Annotated in this window: 13 protein-coding genes; 8 read left to right on the top strand and 5 right to left on the bottom strand. The window is 73.7% G+C overall.

What is annotated here, in order from left to right:
* Positions 1 to 3: 3 nt before the first annotated feature.
* Complete coding sequence (locus ACPPVT_RS13215) at positions 4 to 1113, top strand: cobalt-precorrin-5B (C(1))-methyltransferase (protein ID WP_426560956.1); 1110 nt, start codon at positions 4 to 6, stop codon at positions 1111 to 1113.
* Here the strand turns inward: ACPPVT_RS13215 and cobM are convergent.
* Both cobM and cbiE read right to left on the bottom strand, forming a co-directional pair.
* Entirely contained in the window at positions 1074 to 1829 is a 756-nt protein-coding gene (gene cobM / locus ACPPVT_RS13210) for a precorrin-4 C(11)-methyltransferase (protein ID WP_426560954.1), read from the bottom strand. The genes ACPPVT_RS13215 and cobM overlap by 40 nt on opposite strands.
* Positions 1826 to 3031 (bottom strand): precorrin-6y C5,15-methyltransferase (decarboxylating) subunit CbiE, encoded by a 1206-nt coding sequence (gene cbiE, locus ACPPVT_RS13205; RefSeq protein WP_426560952.1) that lies wholly within the window; start codon positions 3029 to 3031, stop codon positions 1826 to 1828. Before cbiE ends, cobM begins: the two co-directional genes overlap by 4 nt.
* A 69-nt stretch (positions 3032 to 3100) precedes the next feature.
* Here cbiE and ACPPVT_RS13200 point away from each other — a divergent pair, with 69 nt between their 5' ends.
* From ACPPVT_RS13200 to ACPPVT_RS13175, 6 genes are read left to right on the top strand one after another with little or no spacing between them, the layout of a single operon-like run.
* Positions 3101 to 3322, top strand: coding sequence for a PLD nuclease N-terminal domain-containing protein (locus tag ACPPVT_RS13200; RefSeq protein WP_426560950.1), 222 nt, complete (start codon positions 3101 to 3103; stop codon positions 3320 to 3322).
* Between the two features lie 51 nt (positions 3323 to 3373).
* Complete coding sequence (locus ACPPVT_RS13195) at positions 3374 to 4762, top strand: cobyrinate a,c-diamide synthase (RefSeq protein ID WP_426560948.1); 1389 nt, start codon at positions 3374 to 3376, stop codon at positions 4760 to 4762.
* Positions 4755 to 5831 carry an Rv2231c family pyridoxal phosphate-dependent protein CobC gene (gene cobC, locus ACPPVT_RS13190; RefSeq protein WP_426560946.1) on the top strand — a complete coding sequence of 359 codons (1077 nt, stop codon included), beginning with the start codon at positions 4755 to 4757 and terminating at the stop codon, positions 5829 to 5831. Before ACPPVT_RS13195 ends, cobC begins: the two co-directional genes overlap by 8 nt.
* Positions 5828 to 7573 (top strand): nicotinate-nucleotide--dimethylbenzimidazole phosphoribosyltransferase, encoded by a 1746-nt coding sequence (gene cobT / locus ACPPVT_RS13185; protein WP_426560944.1) that lies wholly within the window; start codon positions 5828 to 5830, stop codon positions 7571 to 7573. The genes cobC and cobT overlap by 4 nt, the downstream gene beginning before the upstream one ends.
* 14 nt (positions 7574 to 7587) lie before the next feature.
* Positions 7588 to 8826, top strand: coding sequence for a uroporphyrinogen-III C-methyltransferase (gene cobA, locus ACPPVT_RS13180; protein WP_426560943.1), 1239 nt, complete (start codon positions 7588 to 7590; stop codon positions 8824 to 8826).
* Positions 8827 to 8836: 10 nt separating this feature from the next.
* Positions 8837 to 9364, top strand: coding sequence for a DUF1697 domain-containing protein (locus ACPPVT_RS13175; protein WP_426560941.1), 528 nt, complete (start codon positions 8837 to 8839; stop codon positions 9362 to 9364).
* 17 nt (positions 9365 to 9381) lie between these two features.
* Here ACPPVT_RS13175 and ACPPVT_RS13170 read toward each other — a convergent pair whose 3' ends face one another.
* Positions 9382 to 9786, bottom strand: a complete 405-nt coding sequence (locus ACPPVT_RS13170; RefSeq protein WP_426560939.1) for a PPOX class F420-dependent oxidoreductase — start codon at positions 9784 to 9786, stop codon at positions 9382 to 9384.
* A gap of 62 nt (positions 9787 to 9848) precedes the next feature.
* Here ACPPVT_RS13170 and ACPPVT_RS13165 point away from each other — a divergent pair, with 62 nt between their 5' ends.
* Entirely contained in the window at positions 9849 to 10064 is a 216-nt protein-coding gene (locus tag ACPPVT_RS13165) for a hypothetical protein (RefSeq protein WP_426560937.1), read from the top strand.
* A gap of 27 nt (positions 10065 to 10091) precedes the next feature.
* Here the strand turns inward: ACPPVT_RS13165 and pepN are convergent, their stop codons facing one another.
* The gene (pepN, locus tag ACPPVT_RS13160) at positions 10092 to 12590 is read right to left on the bottom strand and encodes an aminopeptidase N (protein ID WP_426560935.1); all 2499 of its coding nucleotides are present in this window, start codon (positions 12588 to 12590) and stop codon (positions 10092 to 10094) included.
* The gene (locus ACPPVT_RS13155; protein WP_426560933.1) at positions 12590 to 13600 is read right to left on the bottom strand and encodes an aldo/keto reductase family protein; all 1011 of its coding nucleotides are present in this window, start codon (positions 13598 to 13600) and stop codon (positions 12590 to 12592) included. Before ACPPVT_RS13155 ends, pepN begins: the two co-directional genes overlap by 1 nt.
* Positions 13601 to 13632: the final 32 nt, after the last annotated feature.

The following is a 13632-nucleotide window of genomic DNA, read 5'->3' as shown; positions in this document are numbered from 1 at the left end:
CCGGTGACCGAGCTGCGGCGGGGGTGGACGACGGGGGCGTGCGCGACCGCAGCCACCCGGGCGGCCTACGCCGCGCTGCTCACCGGACACTTCCCGGACCCCGTGCAGATCACGTTGCCGCGCGGGCAGACACCGAGCTTCGCCCTCGCCGTCGAGCGGCTGGACGACGGCGCCGCGATGGCCGGAGTGGTCAAGGATGCCGGCGACGACCCGGACGTGACCCACCTGGCTCTGGTGATGTCGACCGTGACCCCTGGGCCGGCCGGCTCCGGGATCCAGTTCCGTGCCGGGCCCGGGGTCGGCACCGTCACCCTGCCCGGGCTGCCACTGGACGTCGGCGAACCGGCCATCAACCCGGTGCCCCGCCAGCTGATGCGCCAGGCCGTGTTCGAGGTCGCAGCCGAGCACGGCACCGGCCCGGAGGTCGACCTGGTGATCGAGATCTCCGTCGAGAACGGCGAGGAGATCGCCAAGCACACCTGGAACCCTCGGCTCGGCATCCTCGGCGGCCTGTCCATCCTGGGCACGACCGGCGTCGTCGTGCCGTACTCCTGCTCGGCCTGGATCGACAGCATCCGGCGCGGGGTGGACGTCGCCCGCGCCGATGGGCAGCAGCACCTGGCCGGCGCCACCGGCAGCACCTCGGAGCGGGCCGTCGCCGAGCTGTACGGCCTGCCGCAGCTGGCGTTGCTGGATATGGGCGACTTCGCCGGAGCGGTGCTCAAGTACGTGCGACGACACCCCGTGCCGCGGCTCACGATCGCCGGTGGGTTCGGCAAGCTCAGCAAGCTCGCCCAGGGCCACCTGGACCTGCACTCGGGGCGCTCCCAGGTCGACCTGACGGCGCTGGCCGAGCTGGCCCGACCGCTGGGCGGTGACGAGCTCGCCGCGCAGATCTCGGCCGGGACGACGGCGTTGCACGCTCTGCGGCTGGCTGGGTCCGCCGGCGTGGACCTCGGTGCCGCGGTGGCCGAGCGGGCACTGCTGACCTGCCAGGGCGTGCTGCGCGGGTCCACTGTCGCGGTGGACGTCGTCGTCGTCGACCGCGCCGGCGCCGTCGTGGGCCGGGCCGGTCACGAGGGGTCAGAGCTCCGCGGGCGAGACGGCGAGTAGAGGTAGCTGTCCGGGAAGTCCGCCGCGGCCAGCACCGGGCCGACCAGCACCACCGCAGTCCGGGTCACCCCGGCCTCGCGAACGGTCGCCGCGATGTCGGCCAGCGTGCCACGCAGCACCAGCTCGTCCGGCTGTGACACCCGGGCCACTACGGCGACCGGGCAGGCCGGCCCGTAGTGCGTCAGCAGCTGTGTCGCGAGCTCGTCGATCCGTTGCACCGCAAGGTGCAGCGCCAACGTCGCGCCGGTGGCGGCGAACGACTCCAGCCGCTCGCCGTCCGGCATCGGGCTGGATCGCGCCTGGGTCCGGGTCAGCACCACGCTCTGGCCGACGGTCGGCACGGTGAGCTCGACCCCCAGGGTGGCCGCGGCCGCCGCGAACGACGGGACGCCGGGCGTCACGTCGTAGGGCACTCCGGCCTCGCGCAGCCGCCGCACCTGCTCGGTGAGCGCGCTCCACACCGACGGGTCGCCTGAGCAGAGCCGGGCGACGTCCTCGCCCCGGGCGTGCGCGTCGGTCATCTGCGCGACGATCTGGTCCAGTGTCAGGTTCGCGGTGTCCACCAGCCGGGCGTCGTCCGGGCAGTGCGAGAGCACCTCCGCCGGCACCAGGCTGCCGGCGTAGAGGCAGACCTGGCAGGCGGCCAGGATCCGGGTCGCTCGCACCGTGAGCAGGTCGGCCGCCCCCGGCCCGGCGCCGACGAAGTGCACCGTCACCGCGCCACCGCCCACTGGGTGACCGCGCGGGCCGGCCGCCAGCCGCTGAAGCCGCCGAGCGGCTCGAGGTGCTCGACGCCGATCCGCACCAGCTCGCCGCCGAGCGCGGCCCGACGGCTGACCAGCGCCGCCTCGGACTCGGCGGTCACCGCGTGCACGACCAACCGACCGCCTGACGTCAAGGCGTCCCAGCAGGCGTCGAGCAGGCCGCTCGTCGTCGCACCGCCGCCGACGAAGACCGCGTCCGGTACGGCGAGCCCGGCCAGTGCCCGGGGTGCCGAGCCGCAGACGACCTGCAGGCCGGGCACGCCGAGCCGGGACGCGTTGCGCTGCAACCGGTCGGCCCGCTCGCTGTCCCGCTCCACGGCGATCGCCCTGCACGTCGGGTGGTGGCGCATCCACTCGATCCCGACGCTGCCCGCTCCCGCCCCGACGTCCCAGAGCAGCTGCCCGGGAGCCGGACCCAGGCGGGACAGCGCGCTGGCCCGCAGGTCCCGCTTGGTGAGCTGCCCGTCGTGTTCGAACGCCTCGTCCGGCAGTCCGGCAGTTGTGGGCCACCAGGTGGTGTCGGCCGTCACGCGGCACTCGACGGCGGCGACCGCCGTCCTGCCGGCCGGCCCGGGCGGGTCGTCCGCCAACCCCCTGCGGACCGACTCGTCCGGGCCGCCCAGGTCGGCCAGCAGAGTCAGACTGCTCGCCCCAAAACCATTGCTACGCAACAGGTCTGACACAGCGCTCAGGTCCGCCGGGGTGGGCAGCAGGACGAGGAGGCGACGGCCCGGCTGCAGGGCCGCGACGAGGGTCGGTAGCTCACCCGTGAGTAGGCTGACCGTGCTCACGTCCTGGGCCGGCCAGCCCAGCCGCGCGCACGCCAGTGAGAGGGACGACGGCGCCGGATGGATTCGTACGGCGTCCCACCCGAGCGCCAGTCCCAGCGTCGTGGCCAGGCCGTGCCAGGACGGGTCGCCGCTGGCGAGCACCACGAGACCGCGATCACTGTGTCGCTCGACGAGCTCGATCAGCCCGGGCAGCAGCGGATGCGGGAACGGGACCCGCTCGGCCCGCAGGTCGCCCGGCAGCAGCGCCAGCTGTCGCTCGCTGCCGAGCACGACCGCGGCTGCGGACAGCGCGGTCCGTGCGGTGCTCCCGAGCTCGGCCCAGCCTGCACTACCAATGCCGACGACGTCGATGACCTGGCCCACGAGCGCCGAGGCTACCCACCGCGCAGTGGTCACCTCGCGCCGGTCCGGCCACGGACCTACGCTCGGGTCATGGCTGGCAGGAAGAAGTGGAGCGACCTGACCCGGGAACAGCGCACGGCCGTCGTGGTGGCCGGGGCGGTCGAGCTCGTGCTCACCTCGATCGCGTTGCGTGACCTGGCTCGTCGTGACGCCGACGAGGTCCGTGGTCCGAAGCTGCTGTGGCGGGCTTCGTTCGCCGTGCAGCCGTTCGGCCCGGTGGCCTACCTCCTGCTGGGTCGACGCGCGACCTGACCTCGCCGTCCCGCTGCGGTCCGGGGCAGGGCGCTGTGGGAGCATCGACCGGTGTTCCAGGTGCCCCGGCTCGTCATCGCTGCGCCGGGCTCCGGACATGGGAAGACCACGGTCGCCACCGGCCTGATGGCTGCGCTTCGCGATCGGGGGCTTGAGGTCTCCGGGCACAAGATCGGCCCCGACTACATCGACCCCGGCTACCACGCCCTGGCCACCGGCCGCCCACCGCGCAATCTCGACCCGGTGCTGCAGGGTGAGCATCGGGTGGCGCCGCTGTTCCTGCACGGCGCGCTGACACCGCGTCCAGCCGACGTCGCGGTGGTCGAAGGGGTGATGGGTCTGTTCGACGGTGCGATCGGCACCGGCGGGATGGCCTCCACCGCGCACGTCGCACGGCTGCTGGACGCGCCGGTGGTGCTGGTCGTCGATGTGTCCGGGGCCAGTCGCAGCGTCGCGGCCACCGTGCTCGGGTTCGCGGGCTACGACCCACGGGTGCGGATCGCGGGGGTGATCCTGAACCGGGTGGCCAGCCAGCGTCACGAGGACGAGATCCGTGAGGCGCTGCAGCCGACCGGGGTCGCCGTGCTGGGCAGCCTCGGGCGCGACGAGGGGCTGGCGACGCCGTCGCGCCACCTCGGACTGGTCCCGGCCGTCGAGCGGGCTGACGAGGCCCAGGCGGCCGTGCGGCTGCTCGGCGCGCGGGTGGCGGCCGGCACCGACCTGGACGCCGTGCTGCGCGTCGCCCGCTCGGCCGCGCCGCTCAGCGCGACCGCGTGGAACCCGGCGGACGAGGTGAGCGCCAGCCCCGGTCCCGCGCCGCTGGTCGCCAGCGCCGGCGGCAGCGCGTTCAGCTTCCGCTACACCGAGACCGACGAGCTGCTGGCCGCCGCCGGTGCTCAGGTGGTGGACGTCGACCCGCTGCGCGACCAGGCGCTGCCGGCGCAGACGTCGGCCCTCTACCTCGGCGGCGGCTTCCCGGAGGTGTACGTCGAAGAGCTGTCCGCGAACGTGCTGCTGCGTGCTGACGTGTTCCAGCGCATCGGCTCGGGGCTGCCGGTGGTCGCCGAGTGCGCCGGCCTGCTCTACCTGTGCCGCGAGCTCGACGGACTGCCGCTGGTCGGGGCCGTCGACGCCACCGCCGAGATGACCGGCCGGCTGACCCTGGGGTACCGGCAGGCAACGGCGAGCCAGGACTCCCTGCTGACCGCGACGGGGGAGAGCGTCACCGGCCACGAGTTCCACCGCACCCAGGTGCTTCCCGGGCACGGCTCGCCGCCGGCCTGGCAGTTCCGCGACACCGGCTACGGCGGGCGCACCGAGGGGTTCGCCTCGGCGCGGCTGCACGCCTCGTTCCTGCACGTGCACTGGGCCGGCCACCCGCAGGCGGCCCAGCGTTTTGTGGCCGCTGCGGCAAAGCACGCGGAGCCGGTCCGTGGCTGACCCGGCGACCCACGTCGGCCCGGACGGTGCGCCGGAGCCCGACCTGAGCCACCACGGCGACCGCGAGGTCGAGCCGGGTCTGGTCGACCTCGCCGTCAACGTGCGGGCGTCGGCGCCCGGCTGGCTGCGCGACCAGCTGGTCGCCGCGGTCGACGACCTGGCCGCCTACCCGGACCCTGCGCAGGCCACGGCCGCGGTGGCACGTCGGCACGGCCGTCCGGCGGACGAGGTACTGCTCACAGCAGGGGGTGCCGAGGCGTTCACCCTGCTCGCCCGGGCGCTGCGGCCCGGCACCGACGTGCGGCACGCGTTGGTCGTGCACCCGCAGTTCACCGAACCCGAGGTCGCGCTGGCGGCGGCCGGTCACCGCGTGCACCGGCTGCTGCTCGAGCCCGCGGACGGCTTCCGGCTGGACCCGGAGCGGGTCCCGGGCCGGGCCGACCTGGTGGTGCTGGGCAACCCGACCAACCCGACGTCCGTGCTGCACCCGGCGGACACGGTCCGGGCGCTCCTGCGTCCCGGACGAACGCTCGTCGTGGACGAGGCGTTCATGGACGCCGTGCCCGGCGAGCCCGAGTCGCTGGCCGGCCTGGCCGGGACGCCGGGGCTGGTCGTCGTGCGCAGCCTGACCAAGACCTGGGGTTTGGCCGGGCTGCGCGCCGGGTACCTGATCGCACCGGCCGGGTTGGTGCGCCGCTGCCGCACCGTCCAGCCGCCCTGGTCGGTGTCCACGCTGGCGGCCGTCGCCGCGGCCGCGTGCAGTGAGCCCGCGGCGCTGGCCGAGGCGGACCGGGCAGCCGTCGAGGTGCGGAGCGCCCGGGAGCACCTGATCGAACGGCTGTCCGGGATCGGGTTGCACGCCGTCCGGCCGGCTGCCGGGCCGTTCGTGCTCGTCCCGGTGCCGAACGGTCTTGTGGTGCGGCAGGCGCTGCGGGACAACGGTTTCGCCGTCCGCCGCTGCGACACCTTCCCCGGGCTCGGACCGGACTGGCTCCGGGTCGCCGTCCGGGACCCGCAGACCAGCGACGCCGTGGTGGCGTGCCTGGCGACGATCCTGGAGCTGCCGTGAGCCATCCGCCGTACCAGCAGAGCGACCGGGACGCCGTGTACCGGGTGATCCAGGAGCGGCGGGACGTGCGCCGTGGATTCCTACCCGACGAGGTCACCGACGTCGTCCTGGAGCGGGTGCTCGCCGCGGCGCACCGGGCGCCAAGCGTCGGGCTGAGCCAACCCTGGGACTTCCTGGTGCTGCGCGACCGCGGGACCCGTGAGCGGGTCGCCGCGCTGGTGCAGGCCCAGCGCCAGGCGTTCGCGCGGACCCTGCCGCCGGCCCGGGCCCGCGCCTTCGCCGGCCTCAAGGTCGACGCGGTGCTCGACACCCCGGTGAACCTGGTCGTCACCTGCGACCCGACGCGCGGGGGCCGGCACGTGCTGGGCCGGCACGCCGATCCCCGCACTGCCGAGTTCAGCGTGGCTCTCGCCGTGCAGAACCTCTGGTTGGCGGCACGGGCCGAGGGGCTCGGGGTGGGCTGGGTCAGCTTCGCGGAGCCGGCCGAGCTGTCCCGTGAACTCGGTCTGCCGGACCACGTGGACGTCGTCGCCTACCTCTGCCTCGGGCACGTCGAGGCCTTCGGTCCGGCCCCCGAGCTGGCGCTCGAGGGCTGGGCGAGGCAGCGGCCGCTGGGCTGGGCCGTGCACCATGAGGCGTGGGGTCGGCGACAGCAACGAGGAGAGTCGGTGTCCGTGATCCAGCAGACCGTCCAGGCGGTGCGGCCGGCCGACCAGCAGGCCGTGGCCGCTGGTTGGGCTCGCCAGCACGCCCTGACCAAGCCCCGAGGGGCGCTCGGCGTGCTGGAGGAGGTCGGTGCCCAGCTGTGCGGGATCGCCGGCCAGTGCCCGCCGCCGCTGCCCGAACCGGTGGCCGTCGCGGTGTTCGCGGCAGACCACGGCGTGCACGCGCAGGGCGTGACCCCCTGGCCGCAGGAGGTCACAGCGCAGATGGTGGCCAACATCCTGGCCGGCGGCGCGGTGGTCAACGCATTCGCCCGACAGGCCGGTGCGGACGTGTGCGTGGTGGACGTCGGGGTGGCCGGACCACCGCTGGACCCCGCACCCGGGCTGCTGCGGAGGCGGGTCCGCGCGGGCACCGCCGACCTGTCGCAGGGCCCGGCGCTGACCCGCGACGAGGTGGTCGCCGCCCTCGAAGTGGGGATCGAGGTGGGTCGTGACCTGGTCACCGCGGGCAACCGACTGCTGGTCGCCGGCGACATGGGCATCGCGAACACCACAGCGTCCGCCGCGCTGATCGCCACCTTCTGCAGGCTCGACCCGGCAGCGGTGACTGGCCGCGGGACCGGTGTGGACGACGAGGTGCTGGCGCACAAGGTGGCTGTCGTTCGCGCGGCGATGGAGCGCCATGCGCCGGACCCGGGCGACCCGATCGGGGTGCTGGCGGCGTTCGGCGGCCTGGAGCACGCGGCCATCGCCGGGTTCCTGCTGGCCGGCGCGGCGGCGCGCGTGCCGGTCGTGCTGGACGGCGTGATCGCCGGTGCCGCCGCGCTGGCCGCTCGGTCTTTGGCGCCGGACGCCGTCGACCACTGGGTCGCCGGCCACCGCTCCACCGAGCCGGGTGCCGCCGCGGCGTTGCGCGAACTGGGCCTGCGGCCGCTGGTGGACCTCGACCTGCGCCTGGGCGAGGGCTCCGGCGCCGTGCTCGCTGTGCCGCTGGTGCAGGCCGCCGCCCGCACCCTGGCCGAGGTCGCGACCTTCGACTCCGCCGGCGTCACCGACAAGGCGGAGGCCGGCCCGTGAGCGGCGCAGGCCCCGTGAACGAGGTGCCCGCGTTTCCGCTCGGACTGCGGCTGGAGGGCCGTCGCGTCCTGGTCGTCGGCGGCGGGCACGTCGCGCTGCGCCGGGTCGCCGGACTGCTGGAGTCCGGCGCCGACGTCCACCTGGTCGCGCCGCAGGTCGAGGCCGCACTGTTCGACCTGGCCGAGCGCGGCCGGCTGCACTGGGACGAACGCACCTTCGCCGAGCAGGACGTGGACCAGGCCTGGCTGGTGTTCGCGTGCACGGACGACCCCCAGGTCAACGCCGCGGTCGTCGCGGCCGCGACGCGGCGACGGATCTGGTGCTCGCGCGCGGACGACGCCCTCGGCGCCACGGCGTGGACGCCGGCCACCGCCCGGACCGGGCCGGCCACCGTCTCGGTGATGTCCGGCCGGGACCCGCTGCGTTCGGTGGCCCTGCGCGACGCCGCGCTGGCCGCGGTCGAGGCCGAACTGCACGGCCGCCGGGCCGAACCGCGCCGCCGCCGGCCGAACGGCGGTCGGGTGGTCCTGGTCGGCGGTGGCCCGGGCGACCCGGGGCTGCTGACTCGCCGTGGGTACGAGCGGCTCGCCGAGGCGGACGTCGTGCTGGTCGACCGGCTCGCGCCGCTGGCCGTGCTGGAGGGTCTGCGCGAGGACGTCGAGGTGGTCGACGTCTCCAAAGTGCCGCGCGGCCGGTTCACCCCCCAGGAGGCGATCAACGACCTGCTGGTCCGGCACGCCCTGGCCGGCCGGACCGTCGTCCGGCTCAAGGGCGGCGACCCGTTCGTGTTCGGCCGGGGGATGGAGGAGGCCCTCGCCTGCGCAGATGCCGGGGTGCCGGTCGAGGTCGTGCCGGGTGTGACGAGTGCCGTCGCCGTCCCCGAGCTGGCCGGCGTGCCGGTGACGCACCGCGGTGTCTCGCAAGGGTTCTCGGTGGTCTCCGGGCACCTGCCGCCCGGTCACCCGGACAGCTCGGTGGACTGGACGGCGCTGGCTCGCAGCGGTCTGACGATCGTCTGCCTGATGGCCGTGCACACCATGGCGGACATCGCCGCGTCACTGCTGGCGGACGGGATGGACCCGGCCACCCCGGTGGTGGCCGTGCAGGACGGCGGACTGCCCAGCCAGCGGGTGTCCAGGTCGCCGCTGTCAGCGGCGGCGGACATGATGGCCCGCGAGCGGGTCAGCGCCCCGGCGGTCGTGGTGATCGGGGCGGTCGCAGCGGTGTCGCGGGGCGTTCCGGGTCTGGGCTAGGAGGTGCGTGGTGGCTGTGTGGGTGGCGTTCCTGCGCGGGATCAACGTCGGTGGCAACCGCAAGCTGCCGATGGCCGAGCTGCGCTCGTTGTGCGAGGAGGCCGGGCTGACCGACGTCCGCACGTACATCGCCAGCGGCAACCTGGTCTTCTCCTCGACGATGCGGTCCTCGGCGAAGGTGCGCGAGCTGATCGAGCAGCGGATCGAGGAGCACTTCGGCTTCCCGGTGGTCGTGGTCGTCCGCACCCCGAAGCAGCTGCGTGAGGTGGTGGACGGTCTGCCGTTCGACGACGCGGACCACGCTCACGTCTCGTTCATGGTGTCGGGGTCCGAGCGCGCCGCAACCGAGGAGCTGCAGGAGGCGCTGATCAACGACGCGCGCCTGGAGGTGGTGGGGGACCACGCCTATCTGCTCGTCCCGAACGGGCTTGGTCAGGGGTTCCTGCGGCCCGGCGCCGACCGCAAGTTCGGCAAGGTCGGCACGGTGCGCAACTGGCGCACGGTGGGCAAGGTGCTGGCGATGGCCGAAGGGGACTGAGCGGCTGGTGGTCCGCGTCAGGCTCGGCGGCTGCGACGGTCGGGGACCGCGGGGTCGACGCCCCAGCTCGCCACCCAGGTCGGCGTGATCCGGATGACCTCACGGCTCATGAACGGCACCGGCGGATCGACGTCCTCCAGGGCGAGCGCGGTGCCGCGGATCTCGAGGCCGCGCACCGTCCACGGGTCCCGCGAGACGAGGTCGTCCACGACCAGGGCCACCTGGCCGTTGGCCCGGACGTTGCGGAACTTCCGTGAGGCGCCCATGGCGTGACCGCCGATCAGGATGTCACCGGTCTGCTCGTCGAAGAACGCGCCCACCGGGTTGTTCTGCGGGGCGCCGCTCGCATCCACGGTGGCCAGCCGGGCCAGCGGCTGGCTCGTCAGGTACTCGCGCTCGGCCTGGGTGAGGGTCACGGTCATGCCAGCAGCGTAGGACGACGGGTCGTGGGCGGCTCCGTCACCAGGTGGTTAGGGTCGAGGGCATGAGCGAGTCCTGGATCTGGCGCTACGTCGACGCGGACGGCGCGACCTTCACCCCCGAGGGTGCGCCGACGACGCCCTTCCCGACCCAGTCGGACGCCGAGAGCTGGCTGGGGGAGGAGTGGCGCACCCTGCTGGACGCCGGCGTCGATGCGGTACACCTGCAGCAGGGGGACGTCGAGATCTACGGCCCGATGAGCCTGCGTCCAGCGCAGTAGCACCCGACGGCCCCGAGAACCCGGCGCTCAGCCGGCCGAACGTGCTCGCAGACCGCGCTCCAGCTCGTCCCGGCCCTCGGCGAGCATCCGCCGCGCGATCGGCGGCAGGTCCGCGTTGTCGAGCATGCCCTGCACCACTTGCACCGTCTGCGCAGACACCATGGTGGCCGGGAACATGAACCGCCCGAACAGGGCCGCCATCTCGGTCGACTGGCTGCGCGCGAACTCGGGGTAGTCCTCGGCGAAGCGCTGGACGTACGGCGACAGCAGCTCTGCCTGGTCGGCGCTCCAGAAGCCGGTGGCCACCGCCAACAGCTCGTGGTTGCTGAGCCGTCCCTCGACCGCGCTGGACCAGGCCGCGGCCTTCGCCTCCGCCGACGGCAGCGCGGCCCTCGCGGTCAGCGCGAAGTTCGCGCCGGCGGACGTGGTGTCCCGCTCGCGCTCGGCGGTGATCGCGGCGTCGTCGAGCGCGCCGAGCGTCGCCAGGCGGTGCACCGCGCGCCAGCGCAGGTCGGCGTCCACGGTGAGGCCGTCCGGCAGGTCCGCGCCAGCGAGCCAGGCCCTGAGCCGTTCGGGATGCGGGCTGATCCGGACCAGCATGCGGGCGAGGGCCAGCTGGCGGTCGCCGCCGGCGCCGGCGGCCCGGACCTCGCCGTCCAGCCAGTCCGCCAACCGGGCCAGCTGGGCAGTGCGGTTGCTCGGCTCGGCCCAGCGGTCGGCCGCGGTCACGGTCGCCCGGAGCAGGCGCTCGGTGACCGCCTCGGGGTCCGCGTCGGTGATCGACGTGCAGACCTGCTCGACGAGCGCACCGGTCGACAGCCGGCCCGCGCCGACCATCTCGACCAGCGCGAACCACACCAGCGCCCGGGCCAGCGGGTCCGAGAGCCCACGCAGCTTCTCGTGCACGACCCGCAGCGAGGCCGGGTCCAGGTTCAGCAGGGCGAAGGTGAGGTCCCCGTCGTTCGGCAGCACCAGCGCGGCCGCCGGTTCGCCGACCAGGGCGGTGACCTCGTGCCGAGGCTCGGCCGGCAGGTCGACGTCCAGGCTGGAACGCAGGACCAGCGCTGCGCCGTCCAGGTCGTACAGGCCTACCCGCAGCCGGTGCGGGCGCAGCTCGGTCGGTGAGGTCTGGGTCAGCGTCGCGGCGCTGTACCGACGCTCGTCGTCCACGGCGAGCTCCAGGCCGAAGGTGCTCACCCCGCTGGTACGCAGCCAGAGGTCCCCCCAAGCCGACACGTCCCGGCCGCTGGCGAGCGTCAGCGCATCGACGAGATCCGCCAGCGAGGCGTTCGCGTACGCGTGGTCGTCGAAGTGGCGGCGCAGCGCAGCCAGGAAGGCGTCGTCGCCGACCCACTCGACCAGCTGGCGGAGCGCGGAGGCGCCCTTGGCGTAGGAGATGCCGTCGAAGTTCAGCAGCGCGGCGGCCGTGTCGTCCGCCTCACCGGCCACCGGGTGGGTCGTGGAGAACTGGTCGGCCAGGTAGCCCCAGGTCTTGCGCTTGGCCAGGAACGTCGTCCACGAGCCGGTGTGCTCGGTGGCGTCCGCGGCACAGCGGTAGGCCATGTACTCGGCGAAGGACTCGTTGAGCCACAGGTCGTTCCACCACTTCATCGTCACCAGGTCGCCGAACCACATGTGCGCCATCTCGTGCAGCTGGGTGTTCGCGACCTCTTCGCGGTCGTCCGCGGTGACCGTGCCGCGCTGCAGGTAGTACTCGTCGCGGAACGTCACCAGGCCCGGGTTCTCCATCGCGCCCGCGTTGAACTCCGGGACGAAGGCCTGGTCGTACTTGCCGAACGGGTAGCGGACGCCGAACAGGCCGTGGAAGTAGTCGAAGCCCTGCCGGGTGGTGCGCAGCAGGCGCTCGGCGTCCAGGTGGCGGGCCCAGGACTGGCGGCACCAGACGCCGATCTCGATCCCGTCGTGCACCTCGCGGACACCGTGGTACGGACCGGCGACGACGGCGAACAGGTACGTCGAGAGGATCTCGGTGGGCTCGAAGGCCCAGTGGCCGGGCCCGGTCTGTTTGCCGGGGGTGTTCGACAGCACCGTCCAGTCGGCCGGCGCGGTGACGGTGAGGGTCATCGTCGCCTTGAGGTCCGGCTGGTCGAAGCAGCCGAAGATCCGGGGTGCGTCGTCCAGGAACGCCTGGCTGTACAGGTAGGTGTTCTGGTCCTCCGGGTCGGTGTAGCGGTGCAGACCCTCGCCGGTGCGGGAGTAGGCGAACCGGGCCCGCACCCGCAGCTCGTTCGGGCCGTCGGTGACCAGGCCGTCCAGGGGGAGCCGGCCGTCCGCCCAGGCGGAGGCGTCCACGGACGCGCCGTTCAGGTCGGCCGCCAGCACCGCCTCGGACTTCAGCTCCAGCCAGGTCGGCTCGGCGGCCGACGCGGTGAACCGGACGAGCACCTCGGACTCGAACGTCGGCTCGGAGCCCGCACCGGACAGGTCCAGGTCGATCTCGTAGGAGTGGACGTCGAGCAGCGCGTGCCGGGCGATCGCCTCGTCGCGGGTCAGCGCCTTGGCCATCAGGTCGGTCGCTTCGTCGGCGCGTTCGCCGCCGTCAGGCCTGCGTCGGACTGGACGACGGAGCCGATCGCCTGGTCGATCTGCGCCATCGCGTCAGCGGGGATGCGCACGCCGGCTGCCTTGACGTTGTCGTGCACCTGCTCTGGCCGGGAGGCCCCGACGAGCGCCGCGGCGACGTTGTCGTTCTGCAGCACCCAGGCGATCGCCAGCTGGGCCATGCTCAGCCCCAGCCCGTCCGCGATCGGGCGCAGGTCCTGCACGCGGGTCAGCACCTCGTCGTCCAACCAGCGGCTGATCATGTCCGCGCCGCCGGCCGCGTCGGTCGCCCGGGAGCCCTCGGGCGGCGGCTGGCCGGGCAGGTACTTGCCGGTGAGCGCGCCCTGCGCGATGGGCGACCAGACGATCTGGCTGATCCCGAGCTCGGCGCAGGTCGGCACCACCTCGTCCTCGATGACCCGCCAGAGCATGGAGTACTGCGGCTGGCTCGAGACCAGCTGGAAGCCGAGGTCGCGCGACAGCGCGTGGCCGGCGCGGATCTGCTCGGCGGTCCACTCGCTGACCCCGATGTAGAGCGCCTTGCCCGCTCGGACGACGTCCGCGAAGGCCTGCATGGTCTCTTCCAGCGGCGTCTCGGTGTCGTAGCGGTGTGCCTGGTACAGGTCGACGTAGTCGGTCTGCAGGCGCTGCAGGGAGCCGTTGATCGACTCCATGATGTGCTTGCGGGACAGGCCGCTGTCGTTGGGTCCGCCGGGGCCGGTCGGCCAGTAGACCTTGGTGAAGATCTCCAGGCCCTCGCGCCGCTGCCCCTTGAGGGCCTCGCCCAGGACGGTCTCGGCCTTGGTGTTGGCGTAGACGTCTGCGGTGTCGAAGCTGGTGATGCCCACGTCGAGTGCGGCGTGCACGCACTGGGTGGCCACGTCGTTCTCCACCTGCGAGCCGTGGGTGAGCCAGTTGCCATAGGTGATCTCGGAGATCTTCAGGCCGGAGTTGCCGAGGTAGCGAAAGTCCATGATCCCGACCCTACGTGGGGTGTGCGCTCCGA

Source organism: Angustibacter sp. McL0619, assembly GCF_049994355.1.
GTDB lineage: Bacteria > Actinomycetota > Actinomycetes > Actinomycetales > Angustibacteraceae > Angustibacter.
Note: the sequence above shows the minus strand (reverse complement) of the source record. Positions and strands in the feature narration are given on the sequence as shown.

Coding starts and splice junctions, on each gene's coding strand:
- ACPPVT_RS13200 (WP_426560950.1), top strand. CDS start 3,101: ATGGCTGGCAGGAAGAAGTGGAGCGACCTGACCCGGGAACAGCGCACG.
- ACPPVT_RS13170 (WP_426560939.1), bottom strand. CDS start 9,786: ATGACCGTGACCCTCACCCAGGCCGAGCGCGAGTACCTGACGAGCCAG.
- ACPPVT_RS13165 (WP_426560937.1), top strand. CDS start 9,849: ATGAGCGAGTCCTGGATCTGGCGCTACGTCGACGCGGACGGCGCGACC.
- pepN (WP_426560935.1), bottom strand. CDS start 12,590: ATGGCCAAGGCGCTGACCCGCGACGAGGCGATCGCCCGGCACGCGCTG.
- ACPPVT_RS13155 (WP_426560933.1), bottom strand. CDS start 13,600: ATGGACTTTCGCTACCTCGGCAACTCCGGCCTGAAGATCTCCGAGATC.